Origin of the sequence: Methanolobus sp. ZRKC4 (assembly GCF_045291305.1) — an archaeon.
In the GTDB taxonomy this organism is placed as follows: Archaea; Halobacteriota; Methanosarcinia; order Methanosarcinales; family Methanosarcinaceae; genus Methanolobus.
This window is the reverse complement of sequence record NZ_CP146983.1, coordinates 2,527,258-2,547,354: the sequence shown is the minus strand read 5'-3', so window position 1 is coordinate 2,547,354 and position 20,097 is coordinate 2,527,258. Positions and strand designations below refer to the sequence as shown.

The following is a 20,097-nucleotide window of genomic DNA, read 5'->3' as shown; positions in this document are numbered from 1 at the left end:
TAAATGGTGGTTTACTCAAACCACCGTTCATATTTTTATTATTTCTTTTTTGCAGGCCTAATACCATTATCCTGCCACAGCTACTCAAAATACTCGAAAGCATCTATAATGTCAAGATAGACGCCATCGAATCCCGCATCCAGTATCATATCAAGATACGCATCATCATCCCCATAGATAAAGGCCTGCCATTCTTCATCCCAGTATTGCACCTTGTAGTTACCTTCCCAGTCAGGGTTCTCTGTTTCAAGCCACTCAGGCGACCCTATACGCCACAAATCATCCCAGTAGTAGCGATAGCTTTCAGACTCACCGATGCTCATGTAGGCAATTACAATACGTGAAGCACCGTTGGCTTTGGTTTTCAGAGAAGAAACATCGTCTGCACTCAGAGGAATATCATAATAGAATAGATCGATGAGAATTATATCGTAGTCTGTTTCCTGCAATGCTTCCAGAAACTCTTCCTTGCTGCCTAATTCCTCAGGATTGATGATGTATAGAAAATTCTTCGCATCATCAAGCGATATAATATCACCTGCATTAACATTGAACGGCTCTGCCGGATATTCAGGAATAGAGTCAAGTTCCCTGCGCTCAGCAGCAAAGGAAATGAACTGTCTTTCACTATTCTCACGATAGGAAGCATCGACATATGATTTAGTCCAACAGTAATCAGTTACCAGCACCTCTACGCCATTGTCCATGGCAATGTCAAGCAATGATGCCATGTATTCAGTGTCTTCCTCTTCTGTTGCCACGTTGTCGTCATCATAACCAAAAAAGAAGTCTTCTCTGCCAACTCCATCTATGGCGGCAACATAGTCCTGTGCAACCGGTTCGTCAGGATTGCCGCCTGAGGTTAGAAGCTCCTGACCGTTCTGCGGAATTATTATGAAATCCGGGTTCTTCTGTTTTGAGTATGTGCTGATGCCAATAACAAAATTACGCATTTGCTGGCGGTAGTCCATCTTCGAAGCAGACTTTTCATTGTTACGTGGAGCATCAGGTTCGGTGATTTCTGAAAGGTCTTCATCCTCAATACTCTCCGGGGTATCAGTTCCGTTATCCAGACAGCCGGATGTCAGGATTACGATTGATATTAAAATAATACTTGCCAATAATTTCAGATTCATAAATAGATAGTATAGAAGAAATATGATAAAGGTTAGCCTTTTGCCATTTCATAATCAGGATTAAACCACGCCATGGGAATATCAGCCTCAAATACTCCGTCTGCCCTTCTAATCTTTTTTTCCATCCTGCCTTCCTCGACAAAACCAAGTGATTTGTAAAGGCTTCGTGCGGCATGGTTGCTCTCCTTTGCTATAACCTCGACCCTGAGAACCTCAGGATGATCTGACCTTACCTTCGCGAGCAGAGTGGTAAAGAGCATCCTGCCAATTCCTTTCCGCTGGAAAGACGGATGCACAACAAGAGTAAGGTGCTCAAAAACATGCGAGAACACACAGAAAGAGGGCTTGTAGCTGTGGACCTCACCGATTATCCGGTCACTGTCAACATCATCGATTACGAGGATGATGCCATCTGCTAAGCTGTTTGTGAGGAACTTGCCTATGTATTCCTCTGTAACCTCGTGGGGTTCACGGATAATTCCGCCTGAACGTGAGGCAACCTCACGGTAGAGGACGAAAAGTTTGTGTTTGTCTGCTAGAGTTGCGGGGCGGGGATGTAATTGAGAAGTCAATGTAAAGTCACCTTTTTTTCAATCTGTAAACCTAATATTATCCTAGTATATTATAGTAATATAATAGAGGATTTCGATAAACTACCATCAATACCCATACAATTTAATAAAATTTAAATAATAGCAAAGCAAATTTACTATTATGGATTCTTTTACTGATTTTACCTTAAATGAAGAATATAAGCGTCTCCAATCTGTCGGAGATAAGCTTGCTGAAATTGAATATTTAGTAGATTGGAAGCCTTTTCGCCCTATTCTGGAGTCAATGTACATAAACAGAACAGCTTCAGGCGGACGGCCTGAAGCTGATGTTATTGTAATGTTCAAGATGCTTGTTCTGCAACAATGGCATGGTCTTTCTGATGCTGAGCTTGAAAAGCAGTGTATTGACAGGATATCCTTTAGGAAATTCCTGGGATTTCCTGAATATGTACCAGACAGTACAACTGTCTGGTCATTCAGGAAGAGAATTATCGACAATGGTAAAGAAAAAGCGGTGTGGGATGAAATGCAGAATCAGCTTGATGCTCTTGGTTTGAAGATTAAAAAAGGAATGATCCAGGATGCAACTTTTATTCACTCAGATCCAGGACATGCAAAAGCAGATGTACTCAGAGGAAAAGATGCGAAAACAAGAAGAAGCAAAGATGGAACCTGGACTAAGAAAAATGGTAAATCTCACTTTGGATACAAACTTCATACAATTATTGATAAGGATTATGAACTAATCAGAAGATTTGAGACAACAACTGCATCACTTCACGATTCACAGGTTGATCTGTCTGAAAAGGGTGAAGTGGTGTATAGAGATAAAGGATATTTTGGAGCAATAGCAAAAGGTTTTGCAGCAACAATGCAACGAGCTGTAAGAGGACATCCTTTAGGAATAATGGATATCCTCAGAAATGAAAGAATAAGTGTGAAAAGAGTCCCTTGCGAAAGAGTGTATGCAGTGACAAAAGAAATATTTAAAACCAGAAAGGTTCTTGTTACAACTGTAGAAAGAGTGAATGCAAAAATGTTGATGACAGCTTTTTGTTTTAATCTGCATCAATTGAGGACACTAAAAACCAAAGGAGTAATTTAGGATAGCGGGAGCTATACTAAAAATAAGGATTAATGAAGAGAAATTAAACAAAATGATAAAAAATGAGAGGATATAATTGAGTTTGAATACTTTAATGATCTAAAATGAGGGAATATCGAAATCCTCAATAAATTGTTTAAAATGCACTAAAACCTTCGAACTATTTTATCCACCTTCTTAAATACTAAAAATCCACTTATTTAATCAAAAAAGGACAGAACATGCCTCAAATTCCAAATGAACATCCCACCCTCTGGATAAAATCCGGCAAATCCAGGTCACTTCAGGGAAAAACAATCGTGCTTGCAGTCACAGGCAGCATCGCTGCTGTGAGAACAGTAGAGCTTGCACGGGAATTTATCCGCAGGGGAGCAGATGTATATGTGGTCATGAGTGAAGCTGCCGGGTGGATTATAAACCCTATGGCCCTGCACTACGCCACTGGAAACGAAGTTATCACTTCGATTACCGGAAAAGTTGAGCATGTGGAGTTCTTTGGCAACCTTGGCAGAGCAGACCTCCTACTAGTTGCACCTGCAACAGCTAATACAATCGGAAAAATCGCAGCAGGGATAGATGACACACCTGTGACGACCTTTGCCACCACAGCCATCGGAGCAGGCAAGCCAGTAATGATCGTGCCTGCAATGCATGAGGATATGTACAACCACCCGGCAGTTATGGAAAATATAGAGAAGATAAAAGACTGGGAGATCAGCTTCGTCGGACCAAGGCTAGAAGAAGGCATTGCCAAGATAGCAGGTAATGATGAGATCGTACTGGAAGTCGAACGCCGTATCGGCAGCAACACATTACACGGGAAAAAGGTCCTCATTACAAGCGGTTCAACTGCCGAATCCGTTGACCCTATACGCATAATCACTAACAGGGCATCCGGGAAGACTGGCGTTGAGCTGGCACTGGAAGCTTATCGCAGGGGTGCTGATGTCACCATCGTTCACAGAAACAAGCTTGGAATCTACGGGATAAATGAGATGTATGCAGAAAGCGCCGAGCAGATGACAAATACTGTACTTAATGAACTTAAGGTGGGTTACGATGTGCTCATAAGTTCTGCGGCCATTGCAGATTATACTACAGATGCCAGCGGGCAGAAGATCAAATCCACGGAAGGACTCGAGCTTTCATTCAAACATACGCGCAAGCTCATAAAAGAAGCAAAACAGGCATACCCGCAAGTAAAGGTAATCGGGTTCAAGGCAGAAGCTGGCGTGGATACGGAAGAACTGCTCAGCAGAGCAAAGCAAACACTTGAACATTCCAGGCTGGACATGATAGTTGCCAACGAGGTCAGCAAAGGAGGCATCGGGACAGACAACAACAATGTTACTATAATATACTCTGACAAAAGAGAGAATCTCAACGTAGAAGGCTCCAAAAATCTTATTGCAAATGTCCTTATGAACGAAATAGCAGGACTCCTAGCACCAGAGGACGAAGAATAGATGCCAGGCAAATATATCTTGACTGCCAGAGCTTTTGCACCGGCTCATATTACCGGCTTTTTTCAGATACATGACCATGATGAGCCTATGAAAAAAGGATCCACAGGATGCGGAGTGGTGCTTGACAAAGGAGTTTACACTACAGTTACAATTGGTGAAGATATCACGGATACGGTGGTTAGCCTCAACGGAAATAAAGTCGCAGGGAACACCAGTAAAGCTGTTGTTGAAGCGATGACAGAGCTTCCGGTAAAGGTTGAAAGTGTATCAGACATACCCATTGGATGCGGGTTTGGAGCATCCGGTGCCGGAGCCCTTGGAACTGCCTATGCACTGAACCATGCCCTTTCGCTTGAACTTACCGCAATCCAGCTCAATGACATTGCACATGTGGCGGAGGTTAGTAATGGTAGTGGACTTGGGGACGTTACGGGACAGGCATTTGGAGGTATCCCTGTCAGAAAAACACCCGGTGCGCCTTCCATAGCCACTGTTGACCTGATACCATCAAGTGAAGCGGAGGTATATTGTGTAGTCCTGGGAGAACTGTCCACGAAGTCAGTACTGAATAACCCGGAGATGGTAAGAGATATTAATACCGCCGGGAAGGAAGCCTTGAGAAAACTTATGCAAAAACCGTCAGTGGAAAATTTCATGCTTTGCTCTAATGAGTTCACAATACAGAGCAGACTTGTCAGTGAAAAGGTAATGGATGCCATCGAAGCTGCCCGGTCTATCGGAGTTACAGCATCTCAGGCAATGCTTGGAAATGCTGTATTTTCAATACCTCAGCCATCACTTTGTAAAGAGCTTGAAGAGACTTTTTCGGACTTTGGGACCGTACTCAGATTCAAGGTCAGAACTGGTAGTATCAAAATCACCTGAGTGAAAACATATTTATGAATTCCATTTATATATGCATAACATTAAACGTTTTTAATTATTTGAGAGGTTAAAACATGGTTGTTGAAGGAGAATGGGAACCAGAACCAAAAAGGACACCTGAGTTTCCGATAAAAGAGATACCACCGATATTCGTAACGGTATTCCGATCTATTGCGATCATATTCATAATTTTAATCGTCTTTTCAGTGATGTTCGGCTCGATATTCGTATCCATCGGTGCCGGAGAGGTAGGAGTGAAATTCAACCAGTTCGGGGGCGTTGAAGAAGAGGAACTCGGGGAAGGTCTGCACATAGTCCCTCCATGGGTAAGCGTTACCAAATATTCTGTCAGGAGTGAAACATACACTATGAGCGGAACAGAAGGTGAAGGCCAGGTTTCAGGTGATGACCAGATAAAAGCCCTTACAGTAGAAGGACTTACCCTTGGAATGGATATAACTGTCAGGTACAGGTTAATACCCGATGAAGTCAGCACAGTACATCAGACCCTGGGAAGTAACTATGCTGAAAAGATAATACGTCCCTCAATAAAGTCATCTATACGTGAAGTAGTATCAACCAAAACCGCCCTGGAAGTCTATGGAGAGGAAAGGCAACAGGTAGCAGGAGAAATGCTGACCAATATTGACGAAGCTTTGGGAAGCGATGGTATCATTGTAGAAGAAGTACTGGTAAGAAACGTCGTATTGCCAACAAGAGTCGCAGAGGCTATTGAGGCAAAGCTCCAGGCAGACCAAGAAGCCCAGAGGATGGTCTTCGTTAAGGAAAAAGAACAGCTTGAGGCAGAGAGAAAAATCATCGAGGCAAATGGTCTTGCAAATGCAACCATTGCAAAGGCACATGGTGAGGCCGAGGCATTGAGCGTCATCAATGAAGAACTGTCAAAGAACCCGAACCTGATTGATTACAAGTACATAGAGATGCTTCAGGGCCAGGAAATATCCACAATGATAGTTCCTACAGACCAGGGACTTATACTGGATACAAGCAAATAAGCAACTAAGTGAATCGAAGCAAATTGGGAGATACGGACATAAATGACAGGAATTCCCAGGGATCATCCAAGGTATGAATCCCTCATCACCCGGGAAAAAATAATAGATGGAATACATATGGGCATCACCAGTCAGCAAGGACTGGTGGCCCAGGGCAGAGGAGAAGCATTCGATTACCTTATAGGAGAACGAACAACAGAATCTGCAGCCTTTGCAGAGCGTGCGGCTGTGGCCCATATACTTCTTGCCAAGAACCCGATAATTTCCGTTAACGGGAACACCGCAGCCCTCGTGCCTGAAAGCCTTGTAGCACTTGCAGATGTTACAGGGGCTATGCTTGAGGTGAACCTTTTCCACAGAAGTGATGCAAGGGTACACAAGATAATAGAACATCTCAAAGCCAATGGAGCAGGAAAAGTGCTCGGCGGCAAGGGTGACAAAAGGCTTGGACTGTCCCATGACCGTGCCATAGTGGATGAAGAAGGCATCTTCAGTGCCGATGTGGTGCTCGTACCCCTTGAAGACGGAGACCGTTGTCAAAAACTGGTAGAAATGGAGAAGACTGTGATCACAATTGATCTGAACCCACTCTCAAGAACATCACTTACATCTACGGTCACAATTGTTGACAACGTCACCAGAGCACTCAACAATATGGTCCAGTTTACAGAGGACATGAAAAGCGGAAGTAAGAACTCACTTCAAGCTGTTATTGATACCTATGATAATGACAGGGTCATATCAGATGCCCTTTATTCCATGCAGGAGCACCTGAAAAACAAAGCTGAAGAAAAGGGAATTACATGGATATAATAGAGACAACACGCAATTTTGTTTCAGAGGTGCTTGCAGATGAGCCAAGTACCCATGACATGTCACATATTGAACGTGTTGAAAACACCTGTGTAAAAATACACGAAAAAGAAGGTGGAAATATTCAGACCCTTCGCCTTGCAGCATTGCTGCATGATATCGGAATAGTGAAGGAGCACCAGGAAGGCGGGAACCATGCCGAGTACGGTGCGGAAATTGCACGTGAATTCCTGTCCTCCGAAGGAGCTGACAGTAATGTGATAAACCATGTGACATCCTGCATCCGGACTCACAGATTCAGCAGAGGTATGAAAGCCGAGACCATCGAAGCCTGTATACTTCAAGATGCCGACAGGCTGGATGCACTGGGAGCAGTCGGAATATTCCGCTCACTTGTTTCTATGGGAGCCCTGAGGGCACTGAAACAAACCATTGGTACCGTCAAAGAAACTTCTATGAATGCTTATACTGAAGATCCCTTTGACGGATTCTATGATTACATGCAAAGAAAACCTTTTAAGATAATGGACAGACTTAATACGGAAACTGCAAAGGTGATTGCAGAACAGCGATTAAGGATAATGCACCTGTACCTGGAAGAACTTGAAAAGGAAACAGGTCAAGAGAGGTAAAGATGGCTGATATCATAATAGAGAATGCTTACATACTTACGATGGACCCCGATAAAAGAGACATTGAGAAAGGGGTTGTGGTGATTGAGAATGGTATCATCACAGAAGTCGGCAGTTCGACAGATAAAACTGCAGAGAAAGTAATTGACGCCAAAGACAGCATTGTCATGCCCGGACTGATAAACACTCACTGCCATGCAGGAATGACCTTGTTCAGAGGCTATGCTGATGACATGCCACTACAGGACTGGCTTGAGAATCACATATGGCCCGCAGAAGCTAAGGTCACTGATGAGGATATTTATGTAGGGACACAGCTTGCCTGCCTGGAGATGATTAAATCGGGAACAACGGCTTTTGCAGACATGTACATCCATATGGACAGGGTAGCACAGGCGGTTAATGAATCTGGTATGAAGGCAGCGCTTTCCTACGGAATGATCGACTTTGGAGATAAGGAGAAAGCAGATGCCGAACTTAAAGAAGGTGCCAGGTTCGTAGAAGAATGGAAAAGAAAATCAGATGGCAGAATAACCACAATGTACGGACCCCATGCGCCTAACACGTGTTCAGAGGATTTTCTCATAAGGGTTAAGGAGCAGGCTGTTAAAGACGGCGTAAGGATACACATTCATGTTCTGGAAACTGAAGCTGAACTTAACCACATGAAAGAAAACTTCGGTGTATGTTCCATACATTTCCTCAAGAATATTGACTTCTGGGGACCCGATGTGCTTGCAGCCCACTGTGTCTGGCTATCTGACGGTGATATAAAGATACTTGCAGAACACAATGTGAACATTTCCCATAATGTTATAAGCAATATGAAGCTGGCATCGGGAATTGCACCTGTTGCAAAGCTACTTGATGCCGGAGCCAACGTGTCACTTGGAACGGACGGATGCGCATCCAATAACAATCTTGATCTGTTTGAGGAGATGAAAACAGCAGCATTGCTCCAGAAGGTCAGCACTATGGACCCCACGGTACTACCTGCACGTGAAGTTCTTGAAATGGCCACTGTGAACGGAGCAAAAGCACTTGGCATAAACAGCGGAATGCTTAGGAAAGGATGCAACGCTGATATTATAATTGTTGACATGAAAAAGCCACATCTTACTCCATTGTACGATGTAGCGTCACATATGGTCTATGCTGCCTGTGGAAAAGATGTCAAAACTACCATCGTGAACGGAAAAATACTGATGGAGGACGGAAAGGTCATTTCAATGAATGAGCAGGAAGTAATAGATATTGCAATTCAGAAGTCAGAAGACCTTATATCAAAGATTGGTAATTAATACATATTTATTTTATATTTATGAAATTGGAGAATTTAAATGAGTAATAAAGAAATGGTGGAATCCGGGAACCAGAAAATAGAGTGGGCTCGCAATCACATGCCGGTTCTTGCCGCAGTTAGGGAGCAGTTTGAGAAAGAAAAGCCACTTAAGGGACACAAGGTCGCAATGGCACTACACGTTGAAGCTAAAACAGCAGTGCTTGTAGAGACGCTGGCTGCAGGTGGTGCGGAAGTTGCTATTACCGGTTGTAACCCGTTGAGCACACAGGATGATGTATCACTTGCCCTTGATACGCGTGATTGTATAGATTGCCATGCAAGCTATGACTGTTCTACAGAAGAATATTATGATGCTATCGATAAGGTTCTCGACTTCGGACCCGATATTACAATTGATGATGGTGCCGACCTCATCTTCAAGATGCATACAGAACGTCCGGAAATGCTTGCTACCATCCTCGGAGGCTGTGAAGAAACAACTACCGGAATCCACAGGCTCAAATCCATGGAACGTGAAGGTGCCCTGAAGATGCCTGTTATTGCTGTCAATGATGCTATGACAAAATTCCTTTTTGACAACCGCTATGGTACAGGACAATCATCCTGGGATGGCATAATGAGAACCACAAACCTCCTTGTTGCCGGCAAGAATGCTGTCATCGGCGGATACGGATGGTGTGGAAAAGGAGCTGCTATGCGTGCAAGAGGGCTCGGAGCAAATGTTATCGTTACCGAGGTAGACCCTATAAGAGCACTGGAAGCCCGTATGGATGGGAATGAGGTTATGCCTATGAAAGAAGCAGCAAAGATAGGAGACATATTCCTAACTACCACAGGCAATCGTGATATCCTCACAAAAGAACACTTTAAGGTCATCAAAGACGGCGCAATACTTGCCAATTCAGGTCACTTTAACGTAGAGATAAATCTTGAGGACCTTGAGAAAATGGCTAAGTCAGTTCGAACTGTGAGGAAAAACATTATAGAGTACGACCTTGGCGACAGGAAAGTCAACGTTCTTGCCGAGGGCAGGCTTGTAAACCTTGCAGCAGGCGACGGCCATCCTGCTGAAGTTATGGATATGAGTTTCGCAAACCAGGCGCTCTGTGTAAGATACATTGCAGAGAACAAATTGGTAAATGGTGTGCATTCCGTCCCCCATGAACTGGACATAGGTGTTGCAGAAATGAAACTTAAGTCCATGGGTATCAGCATTGATAAACTGTCAGATGAACAGACAGCATACATGGATGGCTGGGAATCCGGGACATAACCCCGCCATTTTTTTAAAATAAACTGTTAATTGGTGCTAAACCGAAGATACCTTCTGTTTTTAAGGAGATGCAAAATAGCCACGGGAACATAACTGAGACTACTTTGTAAAGTGGGAGAATAATCACATATAAACGTTCTGCTTTTGATTTAAATTAAAAGTACATTAATAAAAAACATATAAGTAACAGTAGGCCATTATAGGCAATTGTAGCTCAAACACAGGAGAGAGCACAAAACTATATATACAATAAGTGCTTCTATCACCCGCTACACCGAAGTCGATGAACGTGAAGCAGCCTCAGCAAATCCACCCAACATATTGGGCTCGTAGCTCAGTCAGGCAGAGCGTCTGGCTTTTAACCAGACGGCCTAGGGTTCAAATCCCTACGAGCCCGCCACATTTTGCAAGGGGTGTTCACGTTCACATTTTTGAGGGAGGAAATTAAGTGAGAAAGTTCAGCCTGCTCGACCATGAGTTAATCCCGAAACATGAGATTATGTCGGAAGAAGAATTAAAAACTGTTTTAAAAGCATACAATATCGGGAAAGAACAACTTCCAAAGATTAAAACTGACGATCCTGTGATACAGGAGATAGGGGCACAGGCAGGAGAAGTTGTCAAGATTACCCGAAATAGCCAGACAGCCGGCGAGGCGTATTATTACAGACTTGTAATTGCGTGAAGAAGCGAATCTTACATTAATCATTTGACATGGGCTTTTTTACCATTTTGATAATATAAACCACATAAAGAGGGTGCTATCATAGCGTTAAGTAAAGGACAGATTGCGAACTCATTTTTTACGAAAGATAAGATCGTACAGCATCACATCGATTCATATAACAAGTTTCTGGAGACCGGGCTTCAGAAGATAATCGATGAACAAAAAATAATTGAAACGGATCTTGAAGATACATACATCAAACTGGGCAAGATACGAGTGGAGAATCCTATTGTAAAAGAGGCTGACGGAGCCATCGAAAGACTCTACCCGAACGAAGCAAGGTTAAGGAATCTCTCATATTCAGCCCCGCTTTATCTCCAGATGAGCGTGGTAGAGGGTGAGGAAGAAAAGGAGCCACAGGAAGCGAAAATCGGCCAGCTTCCCGTAATGATCAAATCCAACATTTGTAACCTGCAAGATATAACTGATGAGGAAATGGTCAAATACGGAGAAGATCCCCTTGACCCGGGAGGATATTTCATTGTTAACGGAACCGAGCGTGTAGTTATGACGCTTGAGGATCTCGCTCCCAACAAGATTCTCGCAGAGTTCGGAGAAAGATACGGCGACATCATAGAGGTTGCAAAAGTATTCTCACAAAGAAGAGGTTACAGGGCACTTGTAGTTGTTGAAAGGGGAAGAAAATCACTTCTTGAGGTCTCATTCCCATCTATCTCAGGACGTGTCAATTTCATCACACTTATGAGAGCACTCGGTGTGGAGACTGACGAGGATCTTGTCAAAATCGTATCCACAGATCCTGAGATCATGAAGTTCATGTTCGAGAACCTTGAGGAAGCAGAAGTCGACACCATGGAAGAAGCCATGGAAAAGATAGGTTCCCGTGTTGCTTCAGGACAGGCCAGAGACTACCAGATCAAACGTGCCAATTACGTTATTGACAGATATCTGTTGCCACATCTGGGTAATGAGCCGGACAACAGGGTGGCAAAGGCAAATTTCCTTGGAAGAATGGCCGAGTCATGTTTCGAACTTGCTCTGTCAAAGAGGAAACAGGATGATAAAGACCACTATTCCAACAAGAGACTCAAGCTTACAGGAGACTTGATGGAAGACCTCTTCAGGGTGGCTTTCAACAGGCTTTCACGTGACATAAAATACCAGCTCGAAAGGGCAAACATGAGAAACCGTGAACTCAACGTTATTACGCTTGTAAGGGCAGATGTGCTTACTGACAGGTTACAGCATCCACTCGCAACAGGAAACTGGGTAGGCGGAAGAACAGGTGTATCACAGCTTCTTGACAGGACAGATTATATCTCAACACTCTCCCACTTAAGGCGTGTTATCTCCCCACTCTCGAGGGCGCAACCGCATTTCGAGGCCCGTGATCTGCATCCCACACAATGGGGAAGGTTATGCCCTTCAGAAACCCCTGAAGGTCCTAACTGTGGTCTGGTGAAGAATTTTGCACAAATGGTAGAACTTTCTACCGGTACTGAGGATAATAAGAAAATAAAGAACATACTCTATGACCTTGGCGTTGTAAAGACAGTTCTTAACTCATCAATAAAAGCACTCCCGGAATATGATGAAGAACTCGATGATTACCTGGAGGAGCTGGAAGTAAAACCCGTAGTGGAAGAGGAGGCAAAGCCAGAACCTATCGGGTATTCAAACTATTCTGATACACTGGATGACAGCGTAGGAGGTAATATCGATGAATGAGGCAAAAGTTTTCTTGAATGGAGAGCTGATAGGAACACATACAGATCCTGTTGACCTTGTCGAAAATATCAGGAAACAGCGTCGGGAAGGATTAATTTCCAGCCAGATCAATGTGACCCTGTATGAAGACATTCATGAAGTAATTATCAACTCGGACATGGGTCGTGCAAGAAGGCCACTCATTGTTGTGAAAAATGGTGAAGCCCTTGTGACAGAAGAAGAAGAAGGACTTCTGGCAGAAGGCAAGATGTCCTACGACGAAATGAAAAAGGCTGGAAAAATAGAATTCCTTGATTCTGAAGAAGAAGAGAATGCTTTCATTGCACTTTATGGTGAGGACATCACCGAAAATCACACCCACCAGGAAATCAATCCTGGCCTTATGCTTGGAATATGTACTGGAATGGTACCTTATCCAGAGCACAATGCATCACCTCGTAACACCATGGGTGCGGCGATGGTTAAACAGTGTATAGGAGTATCCACATCAAACACAAAACTCAGGCCAGACACACGTGCACATCTTTTGCACTATCCACAGAAGGCAATGGTAAGAACCCAGACCTGTGAAGCTATTCACTTCGATGAAAGGCCTGCAGGGCAAAACTTCGTGGTAGCTGTCATGTCCTACGAAGGACACAATATTGAAGATGCACTGGTCTTCAACAAGGGCTCCATCGAGAGAGGCCTTGGAAGAAGCCACTTCCTCAGGACATTCGAAGGCGAGGAAAGAAGATATCCGGGAGGACAGGAAGATAAGTTTGAGATCCCGGATTCAGAGTACAGAGGTGCCCGTAGTCCCGAAGCATATGCAAACCTGGACGTCGACGGTCTTGTGAACCCGGAAACCATCGTCGGACCAAATGACGTACTTATCGGGAAAACCAGTCCTCCACGTTTCCTTGAAGAACAATCTGATTTCGGAATAACCGTAGAACAACGCAGGGAAAGTGCAATCACCATGCGTTCCAACGAGAAAGGTATAGTTGATACGGTGCTGCTTACAGAATCCATCAATGGTACCAGGCTTGCAAAGGTGAAGATAAGAGACCAGAGGATTCCCGAGATTGGTGACAAATTCGCATCCAGACACGGACAGAAAGGTGTTATCGGACTCATCGTACCATACAACGACATGCCATTTACAGAAAAGGGAATGGTTCCTGACCTTGTGATCAACCCACATGCAATCCCTTCACGTATGACAGTCGGTCACGTGCTTGAAATGATCGGAGGAAAAGTAGGCTCCATGGAAGGAAGACGTATCAACGCTACTGCATTCTCAGGAGAATACGAAGATGACCTGCGTGCAGGACTTAAGGAGCAGGGATTTGCACATACAGGCAAGGAAGTATTCTTTGACGGAGTTACCGGAAAGAAAATCCAGGCAGATGTGTTTGTCGGAGTTATCCTTTACCAGAAGCTGCACCACATGGTTGCTTCAAAGATGCATGCAAGATCCCGCGGTCCTGTACAGGTGCTTACCCGCCAGCCAACCGAAGGACGTGCCCGTGAAGGAGGTCTGCGTTTCGGAGAAATGGAGCGTGATGTGCTTATTGGCCACGGCGCTGCAATGACATTGAAGGAAAGATTACTGGATGAATCAGACAAGGTAGTGGAACTTGTTTGCGGTCACTGCGGAATGATCGCCACTTTCGACAGGAAGAGAAATATCAGGTACTGTGCGAACTGTGGTGCCGAGACTGATATCCATCCGGTGGAAATGAGCTATGCATTCAAATTATTGCTTGATGAGATCAAGTCCCTTGGTGTGGCTCCTAGGCTGCAGCTCGAGGATGCTGTGTGAGGTGATATAATATGAAAGATCTGCCATCAATTCCTAAAAGGATCGGTGCTATCAAATTCGGTTTGTTATCACCACGCGAAGTAAGGAAAATGAGTGTGACCTCAATCATCACTGCAGACACATATGATGATGATGGTTACCCGATTGACATGGGACTTATGGACCTGAGGCTCGGTGTGATAGACCCCGGTCTTAAATGTAAGACATGTGGAAGCCGTGCAGGCGAATGTCCCGGACATTTCGGACATATCGAGCTCGTAGCTCCTGTAATCCATGTAGGATTCAACAAGACCATACGTAAAACCCTTCGTTCAATATGCCACAACTGTAGCAGGTTGCTTCTGGAGGCAGGGAAGAAGGATGAATTCCTTGCACAGCTTACCAGCTCCAAGGAAATGGGACACTTGCCTGATGACATCGTCAACGAAGTCTTCAAGGAAGCCCGCAAGACAAAGGTTTGTCCCTATTGTTCTGCCGAACAGAAGGAGATAAAATTCGAGAAACCTACGGATTATATTGAGGACGGACACAAGCTGACTCCAACCGAGATAAGGGATCGCTTTGAAAGCGTACCCGATGAAGACGTTAAAGTTCTTGGAATGGATCCTGCAAGTGCAAGACCCGAATGGATGGTACTCACCGTACTTCCTGTACCACCGGTAACTGTCAGGCCTTCCATTACCCTTGAATCCGGTCAGCGCAGTGAGGACGACCTCACCCACAAGCTTGTAGATATTATACGTATTAATCAGAGATTCCAGGAGAACCGTGATGCTGGTGCTCCACAGCTAATCATTGAAGATTTATGGGAACTCCTTCAGTACCATGTGACAACTTTCTTTGACAATGAAGTTTCCGGCGTACCACCTGCAAGACACAGGTCAGGAAGGCCCCTGAAAACCCTTACCCAGCGTCTTAAAGGTAAGGAAGGAAGGTTTAGAGGAAGTTTGTCAGGTAAACGTGTGAACTTCTCTGCACGTACTGTTGTATCTCCCGAACCAAACCTGAGCATCAATGAGGTCGGCGTGCCCTTTGAAATCGCAAGACAGATGACAATACCCGAGAGGGTAACCTCCAGGAACCTTGAGCTGCTTCGTGTGTATGTGGAGCGTGGAAGTGAGGTCCATCCCGGTGCTAATTATGTAATCCGTGATGATGGCAGGCGCATCAGGGTATCAGAGATCAATAAGGAAGAACTCGCCGAGAAACTGGAAGTAGGCTGGACAGTTGAAAGACAGCTTATGGACGGAGATATTGTCCTGTTTAACAGGCAGCCATCATTGCACAAGATGAGTATCATGTCACACAGGGTAAAAGTACTACCATTTAAGACATTCAGGCTGAACCCTGCAGTATGTCCACCATATAATGCTGACTTTGACGGTGATGAGATGAACATGCATGTTCTTCAGACCGAAGAGTCAAGGGCTGAGGCCAGCATTCTCATGCAGGTGCAGGAAAACATCCTCTCCCCACGTTTCGGAGGACCCATCATTGGTGGTATACATGACCACATATCAGGACTGTTCTTGCTAACCAGGAATGAGAACAAGATCACAAAGAATGCAGCTCTGGAGCTTCTCAGAAAATCCGATGTTAGAGACCTTCCCGAGCCTGCAAGTTACTCCGAAGACGGAGAGCCTCTCTGGAACGGTAAGCAGATATTCAGCCAGATATTGCCAAAGGGATTGTACCTTGAATTCCCTGCCCAGGTATGTTACAAATGTGACATCTGCAAGAAGAAAGACTGCGAGTACAATGCTTATGTAGTGATTGAGGATGGAGAGATGATCCTGGGAACCATCGATGAACAGTCAATCGGTGCTTTCAAAGGCAAGATCCTTGATAAGATGGTAAAGGAATATGGTTCCGAGGCAGGAGCAAAGTTCGTGGATGATTTCACAAGACTTGCAATACGTGGTGTTATGAAGACCGGACTCAGTTTCGGAATAAGTGATGAAGACATACCACTTACTGCCAAGACCCAGATAGCCAACCTGCTTAATGAAGCTGAAGATAATGTCAAGCGTCTTATCGAAGCCTATGAGGCAAAAGAGCTGGAACCATTGCCAGGACGTACTCTTGAGGAAACCATTGAAATGAAGATCATGCAGGAGCTTGGTAAAGCCAGGGACCAGACCGGTAATATTGCAGGAAGGCAGCTAGGTCTTGAAAATTCAGCTGTGATAATGGCTAAATCCGGTGCAAGAGGTTCAATGCTTAACCTTACCCAGATGGCTGCCTGTGTTGGTCAGCAGGCTGTTCGTGGTGAAAGGATAAGGAGAGGTTACTCAGGAAGGACACTCCCGCACTTTGACAAGGGTGACCTTGGAGCAGATGCGCACGGTTTTGTAAAAGCCAGCTACAAGAGTGGCCTTAATCCGACCGAATATTTCTTCCACGCAATCGGTGGCCGTGAAGGTCTTGTGGACACTGCGGTCCGTACATCACAATCAGGTTACCTCCAGAGGAGACTTGTGAACGCATTGCAGGATCTGGAAGTACAATATGACGGTTCTGTTCGTGAGACTCGTGGCGTCGTAGTACAATTCAAATATGGTGAGGATGGAATCGATTCTACCAAGAGTGATTATAGTAAGCCGGAAGCTGTACACCGAATAGTCAGGATGGTTACCGGGAAAGAGGTGAACTGAAATGAGCATCAGTGAAACTACCATAGATGCGATGATCGAGAATCTCGATCTTCCTTTGAATATAAAGAAGACCCTGAGAGACGATGCGATCAAAGTAGGTGTAACAAAGAAGGAGCTTGAAGAAATCATCGAACGTCTCATGGAAAGTTATGATTATGCCTGTGTGGAGCCCTGTGAAGCTGTAGGTGTTGTATCAGCACAGTCCATAGGAGAACCAGGTACACAGATGACAATGCGTACATTCCACTATGCAGGTGTGGCCGAAATTAACGTTACCCTCGGACTGCCCCGTCTTATTGAGATCGTGGATGCAAGAAAGCAACCAAGCACACCGATGATGACTATCGCACTTGAGGAAGGATATGCAACCGACAGGGACAAGGCCCGTATACTTGCCTGGGAGATAGAGGCAACACATATCGAACACCTTGCAGACATCACAACTGACTTGGCAAACATGCAGCTCATCATCGACCTGCACGAGAAAACATTGATACACAGAGCACTAAATGCAACTGATATTGCAGAAGGTCTTCATGAAGAACTTGGTGTCATGGTCAATGTATCAGACAGTATTGCAAATCAGGTAATAGTAACTCCAAACGCACCTTCGTACAGGGAACTCTTGCAACTTGCCAAGAATATCCATGGCATTACCCTCAAGGGTATTGAAGGTATCAAAAGGGTTGTAATCAGGAAGGATGGCGAAGAATATACCCTTTATACCGAAGGCTCACAGCTTAAAGAAGTTCTGCAAATAGAAGGCGTGGATGTTACAAGGACCTATACCAATAACATCGGAGAAATCTACGATGTATTCGGCATCGAGGCTGCCAGAAATGCAATTATTACTGAAGCAACCAATACTCTTTCCGAGCAGGGTCTTACTGTGGACATCAGGCATATCATGCTTGTATCGGACATCATGTGTTCGGACGGTGAAGTGAAGCAGATCGGAAGACATGGAATCTCCGGTGAGAAAGCCAGTGTCTTTGCACGTGCTGCTTTCGAGGTCACAGTCAACCACCTGCTTGATGCGGGAATGCGTGGTGACAGGGACGAACTCAATGGTGTAACTGAGAACATCATTGTTGGCCAGCCAATTAAGCTTGGTACAGGCGACGTACACCTAGTTTCCAGATAAACAATATGATGTTGCTTAGGAAGAACAACCAGAAACTACATATAAGGAATCATTTATTAGAATACAAATCTCAAATTGATTACAAATGAGTTGATCTAAATGGATATTAACATTGATAAAGCACTTATCAAGGTCATCAGAACCGGGAAAGTCATTATCGGCTCAAACCGGACTATTGATGCTGCTGTAAAGAATGAAGCGAAAATGGTGGTACTCGCTGCAAACTGCCCTCCAGAAATCAGAGAGAAAGTAGAGAGCACAGACGTACCTGTACTTAATTACCCAGGCCCTGGCACCGAACTTGGACCTGCATGCGGTAAGCCTTTCATCATTGCAGCAATGGCTATCCTTGACAGCGGCGAATCTGATATTTTAGCTGCATCTTAAAGGGAGTGCCTTACTTGAGTGAGATCAAGCTGTCTACAGAAGGGATCAGATATATTGCATTATTTGAAAAACTGACGGGAGCAACGGTCAAGGATTGTATAATCGATGACGGACGCATAATATATGTGATCAAGGAAGGCGACATGGGCGCTGCTATAGGAAAGAATGGAGATCACATAAACCGGATGAAAAAAACTGTAGATAAGCATATAGATCTTGTAGAATACTCAGAGGAACCTGTTGCTTTTATCAAGAATGCATTCGGCCCGGTAACTGTCAAATCGGTGAACATCGTTAGCCGAAACAACAAGCGATTAGCTTATGTAGAAGTATCTAATAAGGACAAGGGACTTGCCATAGGACGTAATGGGAAAAATATAGAGAAAGTCAAGCTTGTTGCTAAAAGGCATCATGATATAGATGACGTTATCTTGCAATGATAATTACAAAGTCAACAACTCACAATAATACATAATCGGAGACATAATAATGCCAAATGGAAAATATGCAGCTCACACGGTTCAACGCATGCGAAAGGATGCAAGATGGAAGGACTCTCGCTATAACAGGCGTGAACTTGGTCTTAACGTAAAGGCAGATCCACTCAGTGGCGCACCTCAGGGAAGAGGTATCGTACTTGAAAAGGTGGGCGTTGAAGCAAAACAGCCGAACTCGGCTATCAGGAAATGTGTAAGAATACAACTGATCAAGAATGGTCGTCAGGTATCAGCTTTCTGCCCTGGTGACGGTGCAATCAACTTCATTGATGAGCACGACGAGGTTACAGTAGAAAGAATAGGTGGCCGTATGGGTGGTGCAATGGGTGATATCCCAGGTGTACGTTTCAAGGTCATCGCAGTGAACAATGTATCTCTTAATGAGATGGTCATCGGCCGCAAGGAAAAACCAAGGAGATAATTTACATGATAAAATTATTTGGAAAATGGGATTTCGGAGAGGTAGAGGTCGCTGATCTTGGAATCAAGAGCTATGTGAACCTGGACCCTGTAATAATTCCACACAGTAATGGAAAACATGCAAGGCAGCAGTTCAACAAGTCCGACATATCCATCGTCGAGCGTCTTGTGAACAATGTCATGCGCAACGAGCAGAATACCGGCAAGAAGCAGTCTGCACTCAGGATCGTTGAGGAAGCCTTTGACATAATCAGCACAAAGACACAGAAGAACCCTATGCAGGTACTTGTCGAGGCTATTGCACATGCAGGACCAAGAGAAGAAGTCGTAAGGCTCAAATACGGAGGAATATCCGTACCAAAGGCTGTTGATACATCTTCACAGAGGCGTGTGGACACTGCATTAAGATATATTACAATGGGTGCCAACCAGGCAGCTTTCAAATCAAAGAAAAGTGCAGCCTCCTGCCTTGCATCCGAGATAATCGCTGCGGCAAACCGCGATGCTAAATGCTTCTCCATTAACAGAAAGGATGCAAAGGAAAGGGTTGCGAAGGCAGCACGTTAACGCCATACATATTATAATAATT

Annotated in this window: 19 protein-coding genes and 1 tRNA gene; 18 read left to right on the top strand and 2 right to left on the bottom strand. The window is 44.5% G+C overall.

Annotated elements, in window-relative coordinates; all coding sequences use genetic code 11:
• Window positions 1–80 precede the first annotated feature (80 nt).
• Together V7O67_RS12490 and V7O67_RS12485 are read right to left on the bottom strand one after the other, a co-directional pair.
• A complete protein-coding gene (locus tag V7O67_RS12490) occupies window positions 81–1,136 on the bottom strand; it encodes an endo alpha-1,4 polygalactosaminidase (protein ID WP_406670126.1) in 1,056 nt (351 codons plus the stop codon).
• Between the two features lie 32 nt (window positions 1,137–1,168).
• On the bottom strand, window positions 1,169–1,708 hold the full coding sequence (locus V7O67_RS12485; RefSeq protein ID WP_342304533.1) for a GNAT family N-acetyltransferase: 540 nt from the start codon (window positions 1,706–1,708) through the stop codon (window positions 1,169–1,171).
• 142 nt (window positions 1,709–1,850) lie between these two features.
• Here V7O67_RS12485 and V7O67_RS12480 point away from each other — a divergent pair, with 142 nt between their 5' ends.
• The 18 genes from V7O67_RS12480 to V7O67_RS12395 all read left to right on the top strand — a co-directional run bounded on the left by V7O67_RS12480 (window position 1,851) and on the right by V7O67_RS12395 (window position 20,075).
• A complete protein-coding gene (locus V7O67_RS12480; RefSeq protein WP_342304534.1) occupies window positions 1,851–2,795 on the top strand; it encodes an IS5 family transposase in 945 nt (314 codons plus the stop codon).
• A gap of 221 nt (window positions 2,796–3,016) precedes the next feature.
• Complete coding sequence (gene coaBC / locus V7O67_RS12475) at window positions 3,017–4,261, top strand: bifunctional phosphopantothenoylcysteine decarboxylase/phosphopantothenate--cysteine ligase CoaBC (RefSeq protein ID WP_406670125.1); 1,245 nt, start codon at window positions 3,017–3,019, stop codon at window positions 4,259–4,261.
• Window positions 4,262–5,146, top strand: coding sequence for a pantoate kinase (locus tag V7O67_RS12470; RefSeq protein ID WP_342304535.1), 885 nt, complete (start codon window positions 4,262–4,264; stop codon window positions 5,144–5,146).
• Between the two features lie 74 nt (window positions 5,147–5,220).
• The gene (locus V7O67_RS12465; RefSeq protein ID WP_406670124.1) at window positions 5,221–6,162 is read left to right on the top strand and encodes a prohibitin family protein; all 942 of its coding nucleotides are present in this window, start codon (window positions 5,221–5,223) and stop codon (window positions 6,160–6,162) included.
• 42 nt (window positions 6,163–6,204) lie between these two features.
• Window positions 6,205–6,975, top strand: a complete 771-nt coding sequence (locus V7O67_RS12460; protein ID WP_406670123.1) for a 4-phosphopantoate--beta-alanine ligase — start codon at window positions 6,205–6,207, stop codon at window positions 6,973–6,975.
• Window positions 6,966–7,607 carry an HD domain-containing protein gene (locus V7O67_RS12455; protein ID WP_406670122.1) on the top strand — a complete coding sequence of 214 codons (642 nt, stop codon included), beginning with the start codon at window positions 6,966–6,968 and terminating at the stop codon, window positions 7,605–7,607. Before V7O67_RS12460 ends, V7O67_RS12455 begins: the two co-directional genes overlap by 10 nt.
• A 2-nt stretch (window positions 7,608–7,609) precedes the next feature.
• Window positions 7,610–8,908: an amidohydrolase family protein gene (locus V7O67_RS12450; protein ID WP_406670121.1), complete on the top strand. Its 1,299-nt coding sequence runs from the start codon at window positions 7,610–7,612 to the stop codon at window positions 8,906–8,908.
• A gap of 39 nt (window positions 8,909–8,947) precedes the next feature.
• Window positions 8,948–10,183 (top strand): adenosylhomocysteinase, encoded by a 1,236-nt coding sequence (locus V7O67_RS12445; protein ID WP_406670120.1) that lies wholly within the window; start codon window positions 8,948–8,950, stop codon window positions 10,181–10,183.
• A 323-nt stretch (window positions 10,184–10,506) separates the two neighbouring features.
• Window positions 10,507–10,583 (top strand) — tRNA-Lys (locus tag V7O67_RS12440).
• Window positions 10,584–10,631: 48 nt separating this feature from the next.
• A complete protein-coding gene (locus V7O67_RS12435) occupies window positions 10,632–10,868 on the top strand; it encodes a DNA-directed RNA polymerase subunit H (RefSeq protein WP_406658010.1) in 237 nt (78 codons plus the stop codon).
• 78 nt (window positions 10,869–10,946) lie between these two features.
• A complete protein-coding gene (locus V7O67_RS12430; RefSeq protein WP_406671481.1) occupies window positions 10,947–12,599 on the top strand; it encodes a DNA-directed RNA polymerase subunit B'' in 1,653 nt (550 codons plus the stop codon).
• On the top strand, window positions 12,592–14,406 hold the full coding sequence (gene rpoB / locus V7O67_RS12425) for a DNA-directed RNA polymerase subunit B (protein ID WP_406670119.1): 1,815 nt from the start codon (window positions 12,592–12,594) through the stop codon (window positions 14,404–14,406). Before V7O67_RS12430 ends, rpoB begins: the two co-directional genes overlap by 8 nt.
• 11 nt (window positions 14,407–14,417) lie before the next feature.
• The gene (locus V7O67_RS12420) at window positions 14,418–17,060 is read left to right on the top strand and encodes a DNA-directed RNA polymerase subunit A' (RefSeq protein ID WP_406658012.1); all 2,643 of its coding nucleotides are present in this window, start codon (window positions 14,418–14,420) and stop codon (window positions 17,058–17,060) included.
• 1 nt (window position 17,061) lies between these two features.
• Window positions 17,062–18,204, top strand: coding sequence for a DNA-directed RNA polymerase subunit A'' (gene rpoA2 / locus V7O67_RS12415; RefSeq protein WP_406670118.1), 1,143 nt, complete (start codon window positions 17,062–17,064; stop codon window positions 18,202–18,204).
• 99 nt (window positions 18,205–18,303) lie between these two features.
• Window positions 18,304–18,591 (top strand): 50S ribosomal protein L30e, encoded by a 288-nt coding sequence (locus V7O67_RS12410; RefSeq protein ID WP_406658013.1) that lies wholly within the window; start codon window positions 18,304–18,306, stop codon window positions 18,589–18,591.
• Between the two features lie 14 nt (window positions 18,592–18,605).
• Window positions 18,606–19,031, top strand: a complete 426-nt coding sequence (locus V7O67_RS12405; RefSeq protein WP_406658014.1) for a NusA-like transcription termination signal-binding factor — start codon at window positions 18,606–18,608, stop codon at window positions 19,029–19,031.
• Between the two features lie 49 nt (window positions 19,032–19,080).
• Window positions 19,081–19,509, top strand: coding sequence for a 30S ribosomal protein S12 (locus V7O67_RS12400; RefSeq protein WP_406658015.1), 429 nt, complete (start codon window positions 19,081–19,083; stop codon window positions 19,507–19,509).
• Window positions 19,510–19,514: 5 nt separating this feature from the next.
• Window positions 19,515–20,075: a 30S ribosomal protein S7 gene (locus V7O67_RS12395; RefSeq protein ID WP_406658016.1), complete on the top strand. Its 561-nt coding sequence runs from the start codon at window positions 19,515–19,517 to the stop codon at window positions 20,073–20,075.
• Window positions 20,076–20,097 lie beyond the last annotated feature (22 nt).

Bases quoted from the DNA above. Each gene is read 5' to 3' on its own strand.
- rpoA2 (WP_406670118.1), top strand. From the start codon at position 17,062: ATGAGCATCAGTGAAACTACCATAGATGCGATGATCGAGAATCTCGAT.
- V7O67_RS12490 (WP_406670126.1), bottom strand. From the start codon at position 1,136: ATGAATCTGAAATTATTGGCAAGTATTATTTTAATATCAATCGTAATC.
- V7O67_RS12470 (WP_342304535.1), top strand. From the start codon at position 4,262: ATGCCAGGCAAATATATCTTGACTGCCAGAGCTTTTGCACCGGCTCAT.
- V7O67_RS12395 (WP_406658016.1), top strand. From the start codon at position 19,515: ATGATAAAATTATTTGGAAAATGGGATTTCGGAGAGGTAGAGGTCGCT.
- V7O67_RS12445 (WP_406670120.1), top strand. From the start codon at position 8,948: ATGAGTAATAAAGAAATGGTGGAATCCGGGAACCAGAAAATAGAGTGG.
- V7O67_RS12480 (WP_342304534.1), top strand. From the start codon at position 1,851: ATGGATTCTTTTACTGATTTTACCTTAAATGAAGAATATAAGCGTCTC.
- rpoB (WP_406670119.1), top strand. From the start codon at position 12,592: ATGAATGAGGCAAAAGTTTTCTTGAATGGAGAGCTGATAGGAACACAT.
- V7O67_RS12400 (WP_406658015.1), top strand. From the start codon at position 19,081: ATGCCAAATGGAAAATATGCAGCTCACACGGTTCAACGCATGCGAAAG.
- V7O67_RS12465 (WP_406670124.1), top strand. From the start codon at position 5,221: ATGGTTGTTGAAGGAGAATGGGAACCAGAACCAAAAAGGACACCTGAG.
- V7O67_RS12410 (WP_406658013.1), top strand. From the start codon at position 18,304: ATGGATATTAACATTGATAAAGCACTTATCAAGGTCATCAGAACCGGG.
- V7O67_RS12455 (WP_406670122.1), top strand. From the start codon at position 6,966: ATGGATATAATAGAGACAACACGCAATTTTGTTTCAGAGGTGCTTGCA.
- V7O67_RS12450 (WP_406670121.1), top strand. From the start codon at position 7,610: ATGGCTGATATCATAATAGAGAATGCTTACATACTTACGATGGACCCC.
- coaBC (WP_406670125.1), top strand. From the start codon at position 3,017: ATGCCTCAAATTCCAAATGAACATCCCACCCTCTGGATAAAATCCGGC.
- V7O67_RS12420 (WP_406658012.1), top strand. From the start codon at position 14,418: ATGAAAGATCTGCCATCAATTCCTAAAAGGATCGGTGCTATCAAATTC.
- V7O67_RS12460 (WP_406670123.1), top strand. From the start codon at position 6,205: ATGACAGGAATTCCCAGGGATCATCCAAGGTATGAATCCCTCATCACC.